The following is a 17,404-nucleotide window of genomic DNA, read 5'->3' on the forward strand; positions in this document are numbered from 1 at the left end:
GCGGGGTTCCGTTTCGTTTCTGACTTCTTTTCTATGGCATATCCCCTCTCCGCCCGGCTCCGACTGCTGGGGCTTTCCTTCCTATTTCCGGTACTGGCTGCGGCCCAGAGTACGCCCCCGTCGGTTTCGGCCCCTACTACTGAGGCGGCTCCGGTGCCCGTGGTGTCTCCGCAGTGGTACCTGCTCGATGCCCAACAGGATGGCGGCGTGATGGGGGTGAGCGTGACGCGCGCTTACCAGGAGCTGCTGCAGGGCAAAGCCTCCACGCCCGTAATAGTAGCCGTAATTGATGCCGGCATCGACACTACCCACGCCGATTTGCGGCGGGTGCTCTGGCGCAATGCCAAGGAAGTAGTGGGCAACGGCCAGGACGATGACCGCAACGGCTACGCCGACGACGTGCGCGGCTGGAACTACCTGGGCGGGGCCGATGGGCGCAACATCAACCAGGAAACCCTGGAAGAAACCCGCCTGCTGGCCCGGCTCCAGCCCCTCTACAAGGGCAAAACCCGCACCGCCGTGCCCGCCGCCAAACGCGCCGAGTACGACCTCTACCTCAAGGTAAAAAAGAGCTACGATGCCAAGGTGAAGGAGAACGTGGAGCAGCTCCGGAACTACCGCCAGGCCTACGCTGAAAACGCGCAGGGGGCCGAGGGCCTCAAGGCGGCCCTCGGCGTAACCCGCCTCGATACGGCCACCCTGCGCACCCCGCCTACCCAGGACCCCGAGCTGCGCCAGGTATCAAAGGGTATTTACCAGATGCTGGTGCAGACCGGCTTCGCCTCGATGGATGACGTGCTGGTGGAGATGAAAAAGGGCCTCCAGGAAACCGAGGACCAGCAGGAGTACGGCCTGAACCTGCAGTTCAACCCCCGCCCCGTAGTGGGCGACCAGCCCGACAACGTGCAGCAGCGCAACTACGGCAACCGCGACGTAACCGGCCCTGACGCCCTGCACGGTACCCACGTAGCCGGCATCATCGGGGCCGACCGGGAGAACCGGGAGGGCATCCTCGGCATTGCGCCCAACGTGCAGCTGATGGCCGTGCGCGCCATTCCCGACGGCGACGAGCGGGACAAGGACGTGGCTAACGCCATCCGTTACGCCGTGGACAACGGGGCTCAGATCATCAATATGAGCTTCGGCAAGTACTACTCGCCCCAGCGGCCGGCCGTGGAGGAAGCCATCCGCTACGCCGACACCAAGGGCGTGCTGTTGATCCACTCGGCCGGCAACGAGAACAACGACCTGGATAAGACGCTGCAATACCCGGCCCCGGTGTTCCGGAGCGGCCAGCGCATTCCGAACATGATTACCGTGGGGGCCTCGTCCCGCCTCAACGACGAATCTTTGGCCGCCGACTTCTCCAACTTCGGCAAGACGCAGGTGGATGTGTTTGCGCCCGGCAACCAGATTTACTCCACCCTGCCCGGCGGCAAATACGGTAACCTGAGCGGCACCAGTATGGCCGCGCCGGTGGTCACGGGCATTGCCGCCACCCTCAAATCGTACTTCCCGCAGCTGACGGCGGCGCAGCTCAAGCGCATCATTCTGGCCTCGGCCCAGCCGGTCCACACCAAAGTGCGCCAGCCCGGCACCAACAAGCTGGTAGACTTCGCGGAGTTGTCCAGCACGGGCGGCATTGTGAACCTGTACCGGGCCGTGCAGCTGGCCCAGCAGCCCACGCAGTAAAGGCCCGATTCGCGGCCGGCACGCAACCCTGCCCCTGTCACCGGGTCGTTAAAAAGACGGCGCGGCGGCCGGGGCAGTTTGCTTTTTTAGGGGTGCGGCGGCTCCGTTGTAGCGGCTGGCTGGTTGGCTAAAAATTAACGTTGCGGCTCAAATACGCGTATCCTTGTTAAGCGGCTTCTGCTGTTTGGCCCGATTTCTCATTTCCTGTTTCTGTACAGAATGCTTCCACCTGCTACTATCACACCGCCTGCTCAACCCGCTGCTTCCGCCCCAAAAAGTCCGCCCCGCGACCGGCTCTGGTGGCGACGACAGATTACAAATACGCTGATGATGGTAGCGGGCGTGCTGTCGGCGGGCTTTGGCCTGGAGAGCTTTCTGCTGCCCGGCGGCTTTCTGGATGGCGGCGTGACGGGTATCTCGCTGCTGCTGGTCCAGATTTTCGGCTGGCCGCTGCCGGTGCTCATTGTGCTGCTCAACTTCCCGTTCGTGCTCATGGCCTGGCGGCAACTCGACCCCGGCGTGGCTATTCGTACGCTGCTGGGCATCGTGGCCCTGGCCCTGGTGCTGGCCCTGGTGCCCTACCCCATCATCACCCACGATAAGCTGCTGATTTCCGTGTTTGGTGGGTTCTTTCTGGGGGCCGGCATCGGACTGGCCATGCGGGGCGGCGGCGTGCTCGATGGCACCGAAATCATGGCCATCTTCTTCAGCAAGCAGTCCAGCATGACCATCGGCGACATTGTGCTGGTGTTCAACATCGTCATCTTCGGCGTGGCCGCCTACGTGCTGTCCCTGGAAACGGCGCTGTATTCCATTCTGGCCTATTTATCCGCTGCCAAAACCATCGACTTTGTAATTGACGGCCTGGAAGAGTACACCGGCGTCACCATCATGTCGGGGCAGGCGGATGCCATCCGGCGCATGATTACCGAGAAAATGGGCCGGGGTGCCACCGTGTACAGCGGCAAGGGCGGCTACGGCACTCACGGCCACCAGGCTAATGCCATCGACATCGTTTTCACCGTCATCACCCGTCTGGAGCTCACCAAGCTCAAAGCTGAAGTCGAGCAGATTGACCGCAACGCCTTCATGGTGATGCACAGCGTGAAAGAAACCAAAGGCGGCATGATCAAGAAGCGGCCGTTGCATTAAACTGTCACTGCGAGCAGCGCGAAGGAATCCGTCCTGTACGCAGATAGAAGCCCTGACCTGTTCCAAAGCCCCTGGCGTCCGCTCGTCAGGGGCTTTGTGCTTGCCGTGGGTTTGTGTCCTGACAAGGAAGGATTACTTCGCGCTGCTCGCAATGACAGTTCACCACTTCAACTATTCAACACTCCAACACTCCAACAATTCAACAATCTTTGCAGCATGGCTGCTCCTCTCCTGCTCTCCGATCTGTACATCTATCCGGTAAAATCCCTGGGCGGCATTCGTCTCACCGAGGCCACCGTGGAACCGCGCGGCCTGCGCCACGACCGGCGCTGGCTGATTGTGAATGCCCGCAACCAGTTTATGACGCAGCGGCAGACTGCCGCCATGGCCCACCTGAAGGTAGCGCCGGCCTACAACGGGTTCCTGCTCAGCCACCAGCAGCGCCCCGAGCTGCTGCCGCTATACGTGCCCTTCGAGGCTACGCCCGAAAGAACCCTGTTCGTGACCATCTGGGACGATATGGTGTTTGCCTGGCGTGGTAAGCCCGCCTGCGACGCCTGGCTGACGGAGGCCCTGGGCGAGGAGTGCAAGCTGGTGTACATGTCGGATATGGTGCGGCGCGACGTGGAGCCCGAGCACAACCCCGAGGGCCAGCTGGTGAGCTTCGCCGATGGCTATCCGTTTCTGCTGATCGGGCAGGAGTCGTTGGCCGAGCTGAACGCGCGGCTGGCCGAGCCGGTGGCCATGGACCGGTTCCGGCCCAATCTGGTGTTCAGCGGCGGCGAGGCGTTTGCGGAGGACGGCTGGGCCGACTTCCAGATCGGTGACACCACCTTCCGGGCCGTGCGCGCCTGCGGCCGGTGCGTGCTCACCACCATCGACCAGGCCACTGCCCGGAAAAACCCCGCTGGTGAGCCGCTTCGCACCCTGGCTACCTACCGCACGGAGGGCAGCAAAGTCATGTTTGGACAGAACGTGACCAGCGGGGGCCGGGGCACCGTGCGCGTCGGCGATGCGCTGGCCGTGGTCAGCCATAAGGCGTAGCCCGGGCCGGCTGCTTGCGGCACGTTGGCTGGCGGCGGCGAATCCTATATATTTGTTTCCCTCTTTTCAATCTTGGATAAACGCAACGTTGAATCGAGGCCAGCAAGCTGGCAGCAGGCCTTCGGATGATTCTGGGTCAGCTGCTTATCTTTGTTTATTCTACGCGCCCCTTCGTTCTTGCTCATGCCGTTGCTGCCCCGTCTGGTTTCCCGCTTTTTCCTGGCCTTTCTGCTGCTGAGCTGGTGGCCGGCCCTGAGCTACGCGGTGGCAAACCCGGACCTGGAAAAGCTGCAGAAACCCTGGAATCAGCTGTTGCAGCACCACGTCACCACCGATGGCCGCTTCAACTACGAGGCCATGCTGGACGAGGAAACCCAGCTGCTGGACTACCTGCAGAGCCTGCGCAAAGTAAAGCCCGACCCGCAAACCTGGTCTCCGGACGATACCAAGGCCTTCTGGATTAACACCTACAACGCCGCCGCCGCGTCCCTGATTCTGCAGTATTACCCGCTGGCCAGCATCAATGATATCCGGGTAAAGGAAATTGGGGGTCTGAAGTCGCCTTGGGAAGCACCGGTGGTGAACGTGGGCGGCCAAGTGTACTCGCTCAATCAGATTGAGCGGGAAGTGCTGCGCAACCAGTTTCACGACCCGCGCGTCCACTTTGCTTTGATGTACGGCGCGGCCTCCTGCCCCCCGGTGCTGGCCGAAGCCTACACCGGCGCCCGCCTCAACGAGCAGCTCGATGCCCAGGCCAAACGCTTCCTCAACGACCCGGCCTTCAACCAGCTCACGCCGCAACAGGTGCAGCTTTCCGGCTTATTCGAAGCCTACTCGGCGGAGTTTGGTCCCCAGGCCCATGTTATTGAGTTTGTGAACCGCTACGCGCTGGTGCCGGTGCTGCCCACGGCCAAGGTGGAGTACCTCTCCTTCAACTGGGCCCTCAACGACCGGACCGGCTTGAGCAACTCGCAGGCGCTGGGCAAACACTAGTCGCCGCCAACCCGCACCACGGCCGCCCCGTACCGCTTAGCGGTGCGGGGCTGCTGCTTTTCAGGCCCCTCCCGCCTTTCCCTACTGCTGCTTATGAACCTTGCCTTCGTTCTGGATTTCCTGCGCGCCCTGGCCGCCAACAACAACAAAGCCTGGATGGACCAGCACCGCGCCGACTACCACCAGGCCCGCGCCGAGTACACCGCCTTTATTGCGCACCTGCTACGCGAAGCTTCCGCCGACCTGGAGCCCGGCCTGCGCAGCCTCTCCCCTTCCGAGGTGATGTTTCGCATCAATAAGAACGACCGGTTTCAGCAGAGCGATGAGCCATACAAACGGCACATGGGCGCGGGCATCAAGCCCGGCGGCCGGCACAGCCCCCAGGCCGGCTACTTCATTGCTTTGCAGCCCGATGGAGAAACCTACGTGGGGGCTGGCCGCTGGATGCCCGAGCCCCAGCAGCTGGCCGGCATCCGCCAGGAAATCCACTACAACGGAGCAGCCTTCCACGCCATTCGTCAGCATCCCGAGCTGGTGCGCCATTTCCCCCACGGCCTCGACCAGTCGCAGGCGCTCAAAACGGCCCCCAAAGGCTACGACAAAACCGACCCCGATATCGAGTGGCTGCGGCTGAAAAGCTTCTTCGTGTGGCGCTCCTTCTCCGACGCCGACGTGCGCCGCCCCGATTTTCCGGCCCGCGTGCTGGAAGCCTGGCAGGCCGCCAAACCCTTCGTACACTTCCTCAACGAAGCCATGGTGGCGGAATGAGAATACGCAAACGTGCCCCCTGTCATCCGGAACACAGCGAAGGACTTTTCGTTGTGTTCCGGATGACAGGGGGCACGTTTGCGGTGCTTATCCTCTCCGGCTGTGCTTAAAAGAAGCCGAACAGCTTGCTGTTGATCATCTCAATGATGACGCTCAGGTCCTCGGGGTTGTTCACGTAGTCCAGGTTGTTTACATCCACGATGAGCAGCTTGCCGTGGTCGTAGCCCTGAATCCACTCCTCGTAGTGCTCGTTGAGGTGCTTGAGGTAGTCAATTTTGATGTTGTTCTCGTAGTCGCGGTTGCGCTTTTCAATCTGCTGCACCAGTTTGGGCAGATCGGCGCGCAAATAGAGCAGCAAATCCGGCGGGTTCACCATGCTGATCATGGAGTTGAACAGGCTCAGGTAGTTTTGGTAGTCCCGCTCCGACATGAGGCCCGACTGGTGCAGGTTGGCCGCGAAGATGTGGGCATCTTCATAAATGGTGCGGTCCTGAATCACGCCCTTACCGGTTTTTTGCAGCTCCTTGATGCGCTGCGTCTGCTGGAAGCGGCTATTGAGAAAATACACCTGCAAGTGGAACGCCCAGCGCGGCATATCGTCGTAAAAGTCCTTGAGATACGGATTGTGGTCGACGTCCTCCAGGAATACTTCCCAGTTGAAGTGGTGGGCCAGTTTATTAGCCAGCGTGGTTTTGCCGGCGCCAATGTTGCCGACGATTGCAATGTGCATGAGCGAGGTGCAGAAAAAAACGGAGCCGCAAAAATAGGCAACCCAAGTGAACCCAACGCTACACTGCCCCCGCCGTAGAAGCATATAGTATTCTCTATACACGTTTGCTCTGCACCCATTCTTATGTCATTTCCGCTTTTAGAGCCGGTAGGCACCGTTCCGGATACCAATGGCAATCCGTTGGCAGACCTGTTGCACGCGCCGGGCCAGCACGTATTATGTGCGCGCTGGTATGGCAACCTCACGGGCCGGGAGGTGATGCGGGTGGCCCAGGAGTACCTCAAGGTGGAAGCTACGCTACATTATCCGTTGCTGCTCAACGATAAAAGCCAGGCCACCGGCGACTGGAGCGAAGCCATGGACTGGCTGGAATACGAGTGGCTCCCGCAGGCTATGGGAAACGGACTGCGGGCCGTCGCCTACGTTTTCTCGCCCGATATGCACAACCAACTGGCCAGCCTGACTTTCTTCGAACGCGTCCGCCAGCACATGCCCATTCAGATGTTCTATGATGTGCCTTCCGCCTGGCAGTGGCTTCGCACCCAGCCCCGGCCGCTGCACAAGCCGCCTCCTACCTCCGACGCAGCCTGACCCACCCGGAACCAGCCGCGCCCGCTGAACTACCTGGTTCAGCGGGCGCGGTGGCGCGTAAGCAGTAACGGAAGGGAGTTACTCGCGGATTACGTCTTTCACGTCGCGGGCTTTTTCCAGGGTTCGGAACTCGCCCTGCAGCGTGCGGATGCGCAGGCGTTCTTCCAGCGGAATCTGGTCCCGCACCTGCTCGTAGCGGGTGTTCAGGCGGGTCAGCACGGCACTGGCGGCGCTCCAGTCGGCCTGGGTCCAATTCTGCTTATCGGCCCGCATGGTTTCAATGAGGCGGAAGTACAAATCCGACAGCTCGGTGGGGCGGGCTTTGCTGATGTTCACGTCCTCGTTCAGGAGTCGGCGCTGGGCCTGGTCGGCGGTGGCGGGGCGGCGCGCGGCGGCATCCAGGCTATCCTGTCGGGTGGCCCAGCGCTGATAGCGCACTTTCTGGGTGCTGTACTCCCGCTTGCCTTCCACGGTCAGGCTGTCCACGGCCTTATCAATGCGCGTGCTCTGGCGGTCAAACTCTTCACTGATGCGCGGCAGCTCCCGGCGGGCGGTGCTGGCGGCGCGGTCCACTTTGTCGTTCACCCAGTCGCTGAAGTCGCGCAGGTCGCGCTCCAGGCCCTGAGTAGTGGCGGTAGAGGTTTTCGAGGTGGAAGCCGAAGGCTTGGTAGTCGTGGATTTGGGCGTTTGCTGGGCGGTGGCTACCGTAGCAACCAGCAGGCCGGCGGCCGTCAGCAACGTACCCGAAAATGGAAGTTTCATAGAGCAGGATTTGTCGGGGTGGGTGATGGAGAGGAAATTCAGGAACGGCCCCGGCACCGAACCCGTATAGCGCATCGGGCAATTTCCGGCCCAAAACGCGTAAAAGCGGGACTGAGGTTCGGTTTTACGCCGAATAATGCCGTTTTTTGCCTGCTATGTCAGTTTCCGCCGTGCCTTCCATTCGCATTCAGCCCGCTACCCTGGCCGATGTTCCGACCATTGTAGCGTTGGCTGAAGCCACTTGGGAGCCTACGTACCGGTTCATCATCTCGCGGGAGCAGTTGGAGTACATGTACCGGGTTATCTATACGCCGGCTTCGCTGGAACGGCAGATGGCAGAGCAGGGCCACACGTTTCTGCTGGTGTACGTAGAAGGGCAGCCCGGCGGTTATGCTTCCTTCTCCGCCCAGCCTGAAACGGGCTTCTATAAGCTGCATAAAATTTACGTACTGCCTTCGCATCAGGGCCAGGGCCTAGGCCAGCGACTGGTAACGGCCGTGGAGCAGGCTGTGCGGGCGGCGGGCGGCCATACTCTCGATCTGAACGTAAACCGCCATAACCCGGCCCAGGCCTTCTACGAGCATTTAGGCTTTCATCGTCACCACGAGGAAGACATTGCCATCGGCCCCTACTGGATGAATGATTACGTGATGCGCAAAGTGCTATAGCCCTTCGTGGCTGTACTTTGACGTATATACCAACTGTTTTCTCACCTTAATTTCCCCCGCCCCATGGCAACCAAACTTACCGTCCTGAGCAATGGCTCTTTGCGCGTTGATGGCAACGATTTCGAGCTGGTAGATGCCCAGGGCAACCCCTACGGCCTCGCCGGCCGGGAGCGAATCAGCATCTGCCGCTGCGGCCTCTCCAAGAACAAGCCCTTCTGCGACGGTTCGCATAAAGGTCACTTCGAGCACGACGCCACCGCCTTCGACCTGCCCGCCCCCAAGCCCGCCGCCCCCGTAACGCCCCCCGCTGCACCCGACGCCGGCGCGGCTCCGCTGGCGTAACTACTTTCAGCTACAAGCGACAAGCCCTCAGCTACAAGCTGCAAGTACCTTCTCTGAGGCTTGCAGCTTGTAGCTGAGGGCTTGTCGCTTCCTAACGAAAGGCTTAGAACAGGGAGTTCACGAAATCAACGTACTCCTGGCGGGCTTCTTCCTGCGACTTGCCGCGCAGGCCGGCCCAAGCGTCGTACTTGGCAATGGCTTTGAAATCGAACCCGCCGGGCCGGTCGCCGCTGATGTCGCCTTCGCTGCCTTGCTTGTAAAGGGCGTATAGTTTTAGCAGGGTGGTGTTGTCGGGCTTGGCGGGCAGCTCTTTGCTGCGGGCGGCGGCGGCTTCAAATTCTTCGGGAGAGGCCATAAGGAAAGTGGTGAGAGGGTGAAATAGTGAGTGTACCGTTCAGGAGGCCCGGACGGGTGCCAAAAGGTACGAAATGCCGTGACTTTAGGCTGCATGCAGCGTTTATTTCCGCTGTATCTTCCGCCTCGCTTCACTCCTTTCCCGGCTCCCGGCTATGCGCTTCTCCTTTCGTTTGCCTCTGGCCCTCGGCGGCCTGCTTGTTGCCGCTACGGCGGCGCACGCCCAGAAAACCTACCTCCACTGCGGGCGTCTGCTGGATATGCGCTCCGAGCGGGCCCAGACGGAAATGACGCTGGTGGTAGAAAAAGGACGCGTAGTGGCCGTGGAGCGGGGCTACTCGGTGCCGGCCGGGGCGCAGGATAAGGTCATCGACCTGAAGAACCGCACCGTACTGCCCGGCCTCATCGACTGCCACGTGCACCTGGAAAACGAAACCAGCAAGGATAACTACCTCAAGGAGTTCACCCAGAACCCGGCTGATGTGGCGTTTGGCTCCCTCGACTACGCCCGTAAAACCCTGCTGGCCGGCTTTACCACGGTGCGCGACCTGGGCGGCTCCGGCGTGAACATTGCCCTGCGCAACGCCATCAACCGGGGGCAGGTAACGGGGCCGCGCGTGTTCACGGCGGGCAAGGCCATTTCGGGTACCGGCGGCCACATGGACCCCACCAACGGCTACCGCCTCGACCTGATGGGCATGCCCGGCCCCGCCGACGGCATTGCCAACGGCCCCGACCAGGGCCGCCAAGCCGTGCGCGAGCAGTACAAGCGCGGGGCCGACCTTATCAAAATTGCCAGCACCGGCGGCGTACTCAGCGTGGCCAAGGACGGCTCGGCCCCGCAGTTCACGGAGGCCGAAATTCGGGCGGTGGTGGAAACGGCCCGCGACCTGGGGCTGGCCGTGGCCTGCCACGCCCACGGCGCCGAGGGCATGAAGCGCGCCATCCGGGCAGGCGTCACCAGCATAGAGCACGGCACTTTGATGGACGACGAAACCATCGGGCTGATGAAAAAATACGGCACCTGGTACGTGCCCACCATCACGGCCGGCAAATCGGTGGCCGACTCGGCCAACATTCCTAACTATTACCCGCCACTAGTGACGCCCAAGGCCTTGGCCATCGGCCCGAAGCTGCAGGCCACGTTTGGGCGGGCGTACAAGGCGGGCGTCAAAATTGCGTTTGGCACCGATGCAGCCGTGTTCCGGCACGGCGTGAATGCCCTGGAGTTCCGCTACATGGTAGAAGCCGGCATGCCGCCTGTGGAGGCACTACGCAGTGCCACCGTGCGGGCCGCCGAGCTGCTGGGCCAGACCAGTAACTTGGGCACGCTGGAGCCCGGCAAGCTGGCTGACGTGGTGGCCGTGCAGGGCGACCCCACCCAGGACATCAACGCCATGCAGCAAGTGCGCTTCGTGATGAAGCAAGGCGTAGTGTACCGGCAGGAATAATTCGGCGAAGAAACCGGGCATTCTGGCCCTGTATTTGCCAACGACTATATAGCCACACTTTCTACCCTATTTCATGCGAAAATTATCTACGCTTTTGCTGGCCGGTGGGCTGGCATATCTGACTACGGGCCAAGCCCTGGCCCAGACGGAATTGAACAGCGTCCCGCAGCCCGGTAACGCCTCTCAACCGGCGGCTCCAACGCCCACGTATCCGCAACTACCCCAGCGCCCGGCCGCCGACGCCGCGCCGCGCTACCAGGGCAGCCTGACGCTGGAACTGGGTTGGGGCGCACCCTATGGGTTTGGCGTTTCTTACGCGCACCATCTCTCGCCCAATTGGGATATCAACGGCGGACTAGGCCTGGGCGTAGGCGGCAAGATTGGCATTGGAACCCGCTACTACTTCAACCCCGACTGCCCATTCACGCCTTACGTGGGGGCCAACCTAGTGCGCACCGGTCGCATTAGTGACGTTTCGGTGGAACTGGATGGGGAGCAGGCCGTGTACTCCATGAGCCCCAGCGGCACGCTGCACCTGCGCGGCGGCCTGCGCTGGCAACCCGGCCGCATCGGACTGCTGGCCACGGGCGGCTACGGCATCCTGCTCACCGGCGACCCGGTGACGTATGATGTCGGCTACAATCCGTCGCAACGGTTACGGAATGTGGTGCAGATCATCAATCCCGGCGGCGTGGAGGTTTCGGTGGGCCTGGTTATCGGACTGGGTAGGTAGCACTACTATTTTTGCACTTGATATTCGCGCCGGTCCGGTGGCAGTAGGCCGTCGGACCGGTTGTCGTTAGCTGCCCGTGCTATTGGGCCACCTTATCCGAACGGCCAATCCATCGGATGGTGCCTTTTACCCTTCCAGCGCCTTATTGGGAGCCAGCAGCATGATTTTCAGGTTGAGGCGCACCACGTCGCCCATGCTGCGGCAGCGGCTGAACTGCTGGGTGCGGTGGTGTTGGTTGAGCTGCTGACGAAGCTGTTCCACCTTTTCGGGTGGCGACACCTCATCGTGGCGGAGGCAGTCCATCAGGTCCCTGAGGCGGTGGCGCTCCGAGCGCACCCGGCGCGCCATAAGGGTGCGCTCCTCGGTCTGGTACTGGCGGATGCTCTCGGGCGTGAGCAGGCGGCCACACAGCATCACCACGGCCCGGTTATCCTTGAAAAACTGGGGCATGTACATGGTCTTTTTGCCCTCGTAGCACTGCTGGTCGAAGTCAATGGCCCGGACGCGGTACTGCTCGTCCTCGAAATCGGGCGTCACGTCGATGACGTAGTTGTAGGCCCGCATATCGCCCAGCAAACGGGCAAAGCACCGCTCATTGAACTTCACGAACTCCTTGGCAATGCGCACCTGGTTGAGGTGGGGCCGCTGCAGATGTTCCCGGATGAAGTCGTCGCCGGGAATACCGGCAATGTGCTCCTCAATCAGCGAGTCGCCGTGAACCAGATAGTTCATGCTGTTGGGGCTTAGCAGGTGCTCCAGCTCCAGCCCGTACACGCGGGAGGCATCGGCCCGCTTCACGTAGAAGTAGTCGTAGTTGTCGTTGAGCTGGTTCACGATGCGCACCCGGAACGGGTGGCTGTTGCCGAAGCGGCAGTAGTCCACCCGGTCGGCCACCAGATGATCGGTGAACGACAGGTCGCCGGCAGTTTTGAGCAAAGCGTACACCTGGGCCAGTCCTTCGCTCAGCTCGCGCAGGGCCTGGGGCTCGTAGTACACCGTTTCCCAGAGCGTGTCGCGGCCCTGGCGGTTGAGCAGCGGAAACGAGCCAGTAAAGCGCGTCAGGTCGAGGTAGGTGACGGGCAGGTGGGTTTCCCGGTCGTACTGGTGCAGGTACTGGCGCAGCTGTCCGCCAATGCGGTAGTTGATTTTCTTTTTGGAAATAAGCGTCATGGGCGGGTGGGCACGGGAAACTACGGTACGGGGTCAGGTATAATACTACGGCTTTACCGGGAGTTGCGGGGGCGAAGCCAAACCGGTAACGCGCAAAAAATCAGCGCGTCAATCGGCTGTATTGTACCTTCGTCGTTCGACTTTTGCATGCCCGGTCTGCCCCATGAAAAAACTACTACTTGCCCTTCTTATCGTGCTGTTGTGCCCGGTGTTGTCACCGGGCTGGGGTTTTTTTGGCCATCGAACCATCACCCAGCTGGCCGTGTACGGTCTGCCTTCCACCATGCGCGGCTTTTATTACCGCAATCTACCCCGGCTGATTAAGCTCAGCACGGCCCCCGATGAGCGCCGCGACCAGGACCCGCTGGAAGCCGGCCGCCACTTCATCGACATCGACCATTACGGCGACGACCCGTTCGGCCTCATGCCCAAAGCCTGGGACAAGGCCGTGGCCAAGTACACCGCCGACACCCTGCGCAAATACGGCACGCTGCCCTGGGCCATTCTGGAAACCAAGCAGAAGCTCACCGAAGCCTTCAAGCAGCGCGACACTATCGCAATTCTGGCCCTCTCGGCCGACCTGGGCCACTACGTAGCCGATGCCTACGTACCGCTGCACACTACCGAGAACTACGACGGCCAGCTCACCAAGCAGGAAGGCATTCATTCGCTGTGGGAAAGCAAGCTGCCCGAGCGCAACATTGGCAAGTACAAACTGGATAACGAGCCCGGCCGCTACGAAAAAGACCCGCTCAAAGGTATCTGGCAGGTGATTCAGGAATCCTACGGCTTTTTGGGCGACACCTTTGACAAGGAAGAGGAAGTGACGCGCAAGTATACTCCCGAAACCAAGTACATCTTCAGCCACAAATACGGCAAAACCCGCCGCTCCTACTCCGATGCCTTTGCCGATTCCTACCACGAGAAAGTGGGCGGCGAAGTGGCTTTCCGGTTGAAAAAAGCGCCTTCGATGGTGGCATCCATGTGGATTACGGCCTGGAAGGATGCCGGTTCGCCCGATCTGGATGCCCTCATGAAGAAAGTCCCCGACAAGGAAGAAAAGGAGAAGCTGGCCGTTGAGTTGGATGCTTGGAAAGATAATCTGCTTGTGGAGCAGGGCCTGCTGCTGGCCATGCAGAAAGTGAAAGCCGAGGAGCGGCCCGACCTCATCAACGCCGCCCGCGACATGCAGCCGCTGCCCGCCGAGCCCGAAGCGCCCAAGCCCGTCACGACGCCCGGCCTCGTTCCCGGCGCCCCTGCTTTGCCCGAAGGCACTACCAAAGTCAAAACGAAAACCAAGCCCGCCGACGGCCCCGCCCAGAAGGAAAAAACCAAAGCCGACAAGCCCGCCAAATCCAAGAAAAAGCCCGCTTCCGACGGCTGGGATACCCCCAGCGGCTCGGGCTGGTAAGCAACCAGGACCTTCATCTGGATTCCGAAAGTGCGGCTCTGCTACGGCGGGGCCGCACTTTTTTGGTTTCTTGCACCTCTCTCCCCCTAGCCTTTCCGCACCTATGCTACTCCGTTTTTGCTGGATACCTGTCCTCAGCCTGCTGGCCGCCTGCAACCAAACCGCGCCCGATAATGCCGCTACTATCGCCCCGCCCCCCATCCCCGGCCCCGACCTGCGCGCCCTGACCGACTCCAACGCGGTGCCGCTGCTCACCGCCTACGGCCGCCAGTACCCGGCCCGCGAGGTAGTGCTCCAGACGCGCCATGGCAACCTGCGCATCCGGCTGTACGAGGACACGCCGCTGCACACCGCTAATTTCCTGCTACTAAGCCGCAAGGGCTACTTCGACCAGACTGTGTTCAACCGCGTGGTCAAGGGCTTTGCCATTCAGGGTGGTACTTCCGATAAGCTGACGCTGCAACTGAGCCGCTACGTGCTGCCCCCGGAAATCCGGCCCGGGCACTTCCACAAGCGCGGGGCCGTGGGCATGGCCCGTTACGACGATAAGCAGAACCCCGACCGCATGTCCTCCAGCCACGACTTCTACATTGTGCAGGGCCGGAAGCTCACCGAATACGAAGCCAAGGCCAGCGCCGGCCGGCCGCTCACGCCGGATCAGCTACGCACCTATACCACCGTCGGTGGCCTGCCCAGCCTCGATGGCCAGTACACTGTGTTCGGCGAGGTAGTAGAAGGCCTCGATGTCATCGACAAAATAGCCGCCGAGCCCGTCGGCAGCGACAACTGGCCGACTCAGGACGTCGGCATCAAGGTGAAAGTAGTGCAGTGAACAATGAGCAGTTGTCATTGCGAGCAGCGCGAAGCAATGACAATGGGTTACCGCAGCACTTCTACCAGCCGGGCATGGTTCACGTCGCCGGATTGCTCTTGGAGGAGTTCCAAGGCTTCGGCGCGGGTGTACGTTTCAGTAGTGGTGGAGAAAGTGGCGGGAGCAGGCGGCGCGGCCGGTAGCTCAGGCACGGGCTGACGGGCGGCCGTCAGGTCCACCGTCTCGGGGCGCACGGTTTGCACACGGTACAGGTAAAACTGCGGCTTAGGGCTGCCCGGCGGCTGAAACTGCACCACGTACACGTCGCCGACCTGCGGCTGCTGCACCAGTTCCTGCGTATTGGGCCGGCAGGCCGTTAGCAGGAGCATACTTCCGCCCAACAAGGCCCGAATGAGGTTTTGCATGCAGCAAGATAGGGCCGTTCCGCAAACGACGTTTCGGCCCAGTCCCGGCCCGAAGCACGAAAAAGGCGTTCCGTGCAGTGTACGGAACGCCTTTTTCTTCAACGATTACTAACAACCAAAAGCTGTCAGCTAAATGAGTGCTACCAGATTTTGGCACGGTCGGCCTGCGCCCGCACCATTTTACCCTGGTCTTTGCAGCCGAAGGCTTCGAAGAACTCGGGCATGTTCATGAGCGGACCTACCGTGCGGTACTGGGCCGGGGAGTGCGGGTCGGTCATTACCTGCTGGCGCAGGTATTCGGGGCGGGCGTTGGTACGCCACACCTGGGCCCAGGCCAGGTAGAAGCGCTGCTCGGGCGTGAAGCCGTCGTACTTTGGGCGGGGCCCGGTGCCGTACTGCTTGGCCAGCTGCTTTTCCAGGGCCGAGTAGGCCATGGCCAGCCCGCCGAAGTCGGCCAGGTTTTCGCCCATCGTGAGCTTGCCGTTCACGTACACCGAATCCAGCGGCGAGAAGGCGGAGTACTGTTTGCCCACCATTTCGGCGCGCTGCTCAAACTTGGCGGCATCCTCCTTGGTCCACCAGTCGCGCAGGTTGCCCTGGGCGTCGTACTGGCGGCCCTGGTCGTCGAAGCCGTGGGTGATTTCGTGGCCGATAACCGCGCCCATGCCGCCGTAATTCACGGCATCATCAGCGTTGGGGTCAAAGAACGGGGGCTGCATGATACCGGCCGGGAACACAATTTCGTTCATCGACGGGTTGTAGTAGGCATTCACTGTGGGCGGGGTCATGCCCCACTCCTGGCGGTCAATCGGCTTGCCTAACTTGCTGGTGTTGTCGTTGTAGGCCCACTCGCGCGAAGCCAGTACGTTCTGCAGGTACGATTCGCGCGAGATGGTCAGGGCCGAGTAGTCCTTCCACTTATCGGGGTAGCCGATTTTCACGGTGAAAGCGGCCAGCTTCTTCTGGGCCTCCGCCTTGGTCACGTCGCTCATCCAGTCCAGCTGCTGGATATGCTCGCCCATGGCTTCCTTGATGTTGTTCACCATTTCCAGGGCCTTGGCCTTGGTGGCGGGCGTGAAGGCTTTCTCTACGTACACCTGGCCGAAAGCTTCGCCGAGGGCGCCGTCGGTGGAACGCAACATGCGTTTCCAGCGCGGCTGCTGCTTTTTAGCGCCCGTGAGCACCTGCGCAAACCGGAACGATTCGTCGCCGTAGGCCTTGGGCAAAGCCGGGGTCAGGGACGTTACCAGATGCCAGCGCATGTAGGTTTTCAGGTCGCCGAGGGGCTCCTGCTTCATCATGGTGCTTACTTCCTTGAAGAAGGCGGGCTGCCCCACAATCACCGTTTTGGCGGCTCCCAGCTTCATCTGGGCCAGCGTGCCGGGCAGGTTCAGGTTGGGAAACTGCTTGGCGGCCTCGGCCACCGTCATCTTGTTGTAGTTGGCGTTGGGGTCGCGCAGGTCTACGCGGCTTTTGCTGGCTTTCGCCAACCGGGTTTCGAGGCGTATTACGGTAGCGGCGTTTTTAGCCGCCGTAGCTTCGTTGTCGCCCAGCATCTTAAAGGTATTCACCAGGTAGGTGGTGTAGGCCGCCCGGATGCCTTTGGAGCGGGCGTCGTCCTTCAGGTAATAGTCCCGATCGGGCAGGCTCAGGCCACCCTGATACAGGTTCACGGCGTACTCGTCGCTCTTTTTGTCGTCCTGGCCCACGTAGCCGTTGTAGAACGCGCCGGTCTGGATTTTCTGGGCGCGCACTACCTCGTTCTGCAGGCCTTTCAGGTCCTTCACGGCGGCCAGGCGGTTCAGCTCGGGCTGCAGATACTTCAGGCCGGCTTTTTCGATGGCCATCGAATCCATGGCCGAGGCGTAGTAATCGCCTACTTTCTGGGCGTTGGTGCCTTTGGCGGCCGAGGTGTTGGCGGCGGCTTCGTCCAGAATCTGCCGCATCACGGCGTTGTTCTTGTCGGCCAGCTCGTTGAACGCGCCCCAGCGCACTTCAGCGGCCGGAATCGGGTTGTTTTTCAACCAATTACCCGAAGCAAACTGAAAGAAGTCGTCGCAGGGGTTTACCGACTGGTCGATGTTGGCCACGTTGAGGCCGGTGCCTTTGGGGTCGGGGGCCGGCGCGGGAGCAGCGGGTGCAGTTTCAGTAGTGGCTGAGGCCGTAGGCGCCGCCGTTTTGCTGGAGGCGCAGCCGGCCAGCGACAGGCCAGCGGCGGCCATAGCAGCCAGCGTCAGGGTATTACGGTTTTTCATAGGGCGAGTAAGAGGGAAAGTGGGACCATGAAACGTTCGGGCAAGGTAAAAG

18 protein-coding genes are annotated in these 17,404 nt (G+C 61.3%); 12 read left to right on the forward strand and 6 right to left on the reverse strand.

All coding sequences use genetic code 11. The features are described 5' to 3' along the window. The first annotated feature begins 33 nt into the window (after positions 1-33). From EI293_RS16055 to EI293_RS16075, 5 genes are all read left to right on the forward strand, one after another. Entirely contained in the window at positions 34-1,692 is a 1,659-nt protein-coding gene (locus EI293_RS16055; protein WP_125439558.1) for a S8 family peptidase, read from the forward strand. A 219-nt stretch (positions 1,693-1,911) separates the two neighbouring features. Beyond that, positions 1,912-2,844 (forward strand): YitT family protein, encoded by a 933-nt coding sequence (locus EI293_RS16060; protein WP_125439559.1) that lies wholly within the window; start codon positions 1,912-1,914, stop codon positions 2,842-2,844. 216 nt (positions 2,845-3,060) lie between these two features. Beyond that, positions 3,061-3,888 (forward strand): MOSC domain-containing protein, encoded by an 828-nt coding sequence (locus tag EI293_RS16065; RefSeq protein WP_125439560.1) that lies wholly within the window; start codon positions 3,061-3,063, stop codon positions 3,886-3,888. Between the two features lie 183 nt (positions 3,889-4,071). Next, on the forward strand, positions 4,072-4,881 hold the full coding sequence (locus EI293_RS16070; protein ID WP_125439561.1) for a DUF547 domain-containing protein: 810 nt from the start codon (positions 4,072-4,074) through the stop codon (positions 4,879-4,881). 93 nt (positions 4,882-4,974) lie between these two features. Next, positions 4,975-5,649: a DUF2461 domain-containing protein gene (locus tag EI293_RS16075; RefSeq protein WP_125439562.1), complete on the forward strand. Its 675-nt coding sequence runs from the start codon at positions 4,975-4,977 to the stop codon at positions 5,647-5,649. A gap of 106 nt (positions 5,650-5,755) precedes the next feature. Here EI293_RS16075 and EI293_RS16080 read toward each other — a convergent pair whose 3' ends face one another. Further along, complete coding sequence (locus EI293_RS16080; protein WP_125439563.1) at positions 5,756-6,379, reverse strand: deoxynucleoside kinase; 624 nt, start codon at positions 6,377-6,379, stop codon at positions 5,756-5,758. A 123-nt stretch (positions 6,380-6,502) separates the two neighbouring features. Between EI293_RS16080 and EI293_RS16085 the strand changes: the two genes are divergently transcribed. After that, complete coding sequence (locus EI293_RS16085; protein WP_125439564.1) at positions 6,503-6,970, forward strand: hypothetical protein; 468 nt, start codon at positions 6,503-6,505, stop codon at positions 6,968-6,970. Positions 6,971-7,048: 78 nt separating this feature from the next. Here the strand turns inward: EI293_RS16085 and EI293_RS16090 are convergent, their stop codons facing one another. Continuing rightward, positions 7,049-7,732 (reverse strand): DUF6565 domain-containing protein, encoded by a 684-nt coding sequence (locus EI293_RS16090; protein ID WP_125439565.1) that lies wholly within the window; start codon positions 7,730-7,732, stop codon positions 7,049-7,051. Positions 7,733-7,887: 155 nt separating this feature from the next. Here EI293_RS16090 and EI293_RS16095 point away from each other — a divergent pair, with 155 nt between their 5' ends. Both EI293_RS16095 and EI293_RS16100 read left to right on the forward strand, forming a co-directional pair. Then, positions 7,888-8,400, forward strand: a complete 513-nt coding sequence (locus EI293_RS16095) for a GNAT family N-acetyltransferase (RefSeq protein WP_125439566.1) — start codon at positions 7,888-7,890, stop codon at positions 8,398-8,400. Between the two features lie 63 nt (positions 8,401-8,463). Continuing rightward, positions 8,464-8,742 carry a CDGSH iron-sulfur domain-containing protein gene (locus EI293_RS16100; protein WP_125439567.1) on the forward strand — a complete coding sequence of 93 codons (279 nt, stop codon included), beginning with the start codon at positions 8,464-8,466 and terminating at the stop codon, positions 8,740-8,742. Positions 8,743-8,845: 103 nt separating this feature from the next. On the opposite strand, the gene EI293_RS16105 is transcribed toward EI293_RS16100, so the two are convergent. Continuing rightward, entirely contained in the window at positions 8,846-9,097 is a 252-nt protein-coding gene (locus EI293_RS16105) for an acyl-CoA-binding protein (protein ID WP_125439568.1), read from the reverse strand. Positions 9,098-9,251: 154 nt separating this feature from the next. Here EI293_RS16105 and EI293_RS16110 point away from each other — a divergent pair, with 154 nt between their 5' ends. Together EI293_RS16110 and EI293_RS16115 are read left to right on the forward strand one after the other, a co-directional pair. Beyond that, a complete protein-coding gene (locus EI293_RS16110; protein ID WP_125439569.1) occupies positions 9,252-10,547 on the forward strand; it encodes an amidohydrolase family protein in 1,296 nt (431 codons plus the stop codon). Between the two features lie 73 nt (positions 10,548-10,620). Further along, positions 10,621-11,280 (forward strand): hypothetical protein, encoded by a 660-nt coding sequence (locus tag EI293_RS16115; protein ID WP_125439570.1) that lies wholly within the window; start codon positions 10,621-10,623, stop codon positions 11,278-11,280. Between the two features lie 126 nt (positions 11,281-11,406). On the opposite strand, the gene EI293_RS16120 is transcribed toward EI293_RS16115, so the two are convergent. After that, positions 11,407-12,450: a hypothetical protein gene (locus EI293_RS16120; RefSeq protein WP_125439571.1), complete on the reverse strand. Its 1,044-nt coding sequence runs from the start codon at positions 12,448-12,450 to the stop codon at positions 11,407-11,409. A gap of 163 nt (positions 12,451-12,613) precedes the next feature. Between EI293_RS16120 and EI293_RS16125 the strand changes: the two genes are divergently transcribed. Both EI293_RS16125 and EI293_RS16130 read left to right on the forward strand, forming a co-directional pair. Beyond that, the gene (locus EI293_RS16125; protein ID WP_125439572.1) at positions 12,614-13,861 is read left to right on the forward strand and encodes a zinc dependent phospholipase C family protein; all 1,248 of its coding nucleotides are present in this window, start codon (positions 12,614-12,616) and stop codon (positions 13,859-13,861) included. Between the two features lie 103 nt (positions 13,862-13,964). Then, positions 13,965-14,693, forward strand: coding sequence for a peptidylprolyl isomerase (locus tag EI293_RS16130; protein ID WP_125439573.1), 729 nt, complete (start codon positions 13,965-13,967; stop codon positions 14,691-14,693). A 47-nt stretch (positions 14,694-14,740) separates the two neighbouring features. On the opposite strand, the gene EI293_RS16135 is transcribed toward EI293_RS16130, so the two are convergent. Together EI293_RS16135 and EI293_RS16140 are read right to left on the reverse strand one after the other, a co-directional pair. Further along, positions 14,741-15,097, reverse strand: a complete 357-nt coding sequence (locus tag EI293_RS16135; protein WP_125439574.1) for a hypothetical protein — start codon at positions 15,095-15,097, stop codon at positions 14,741-14,743. A 140-nt stretch (positions 15,098-15,237) separates the two neighbouring features. After that, the gene (locus tag EI293_RS16140) at positions 15,238-17,352 is read right to left on the reverse strand and encodes a M13 family metallopeptidase (RefSeq protein ID WP_170170407.1); all 2,115 of its coding nucleotides are present in this window, start codon (positions 17,350-17,352) and stop codon (positions 15,238-15,240) included. Between the last annotated feature and the right edge of the window lie 52 nt (positions 17,353-17,404).

Source organism: Hymenobacter perfusus (assembly GCF_003944765.1).
GTDB classification, from domain to species: domain Bacteria; phylum Bacteroidota; class Bacteroidia; order Cytophagales; family Hymenobacteraceae; genus Hymenobacter; species Hymenobacter perfusus.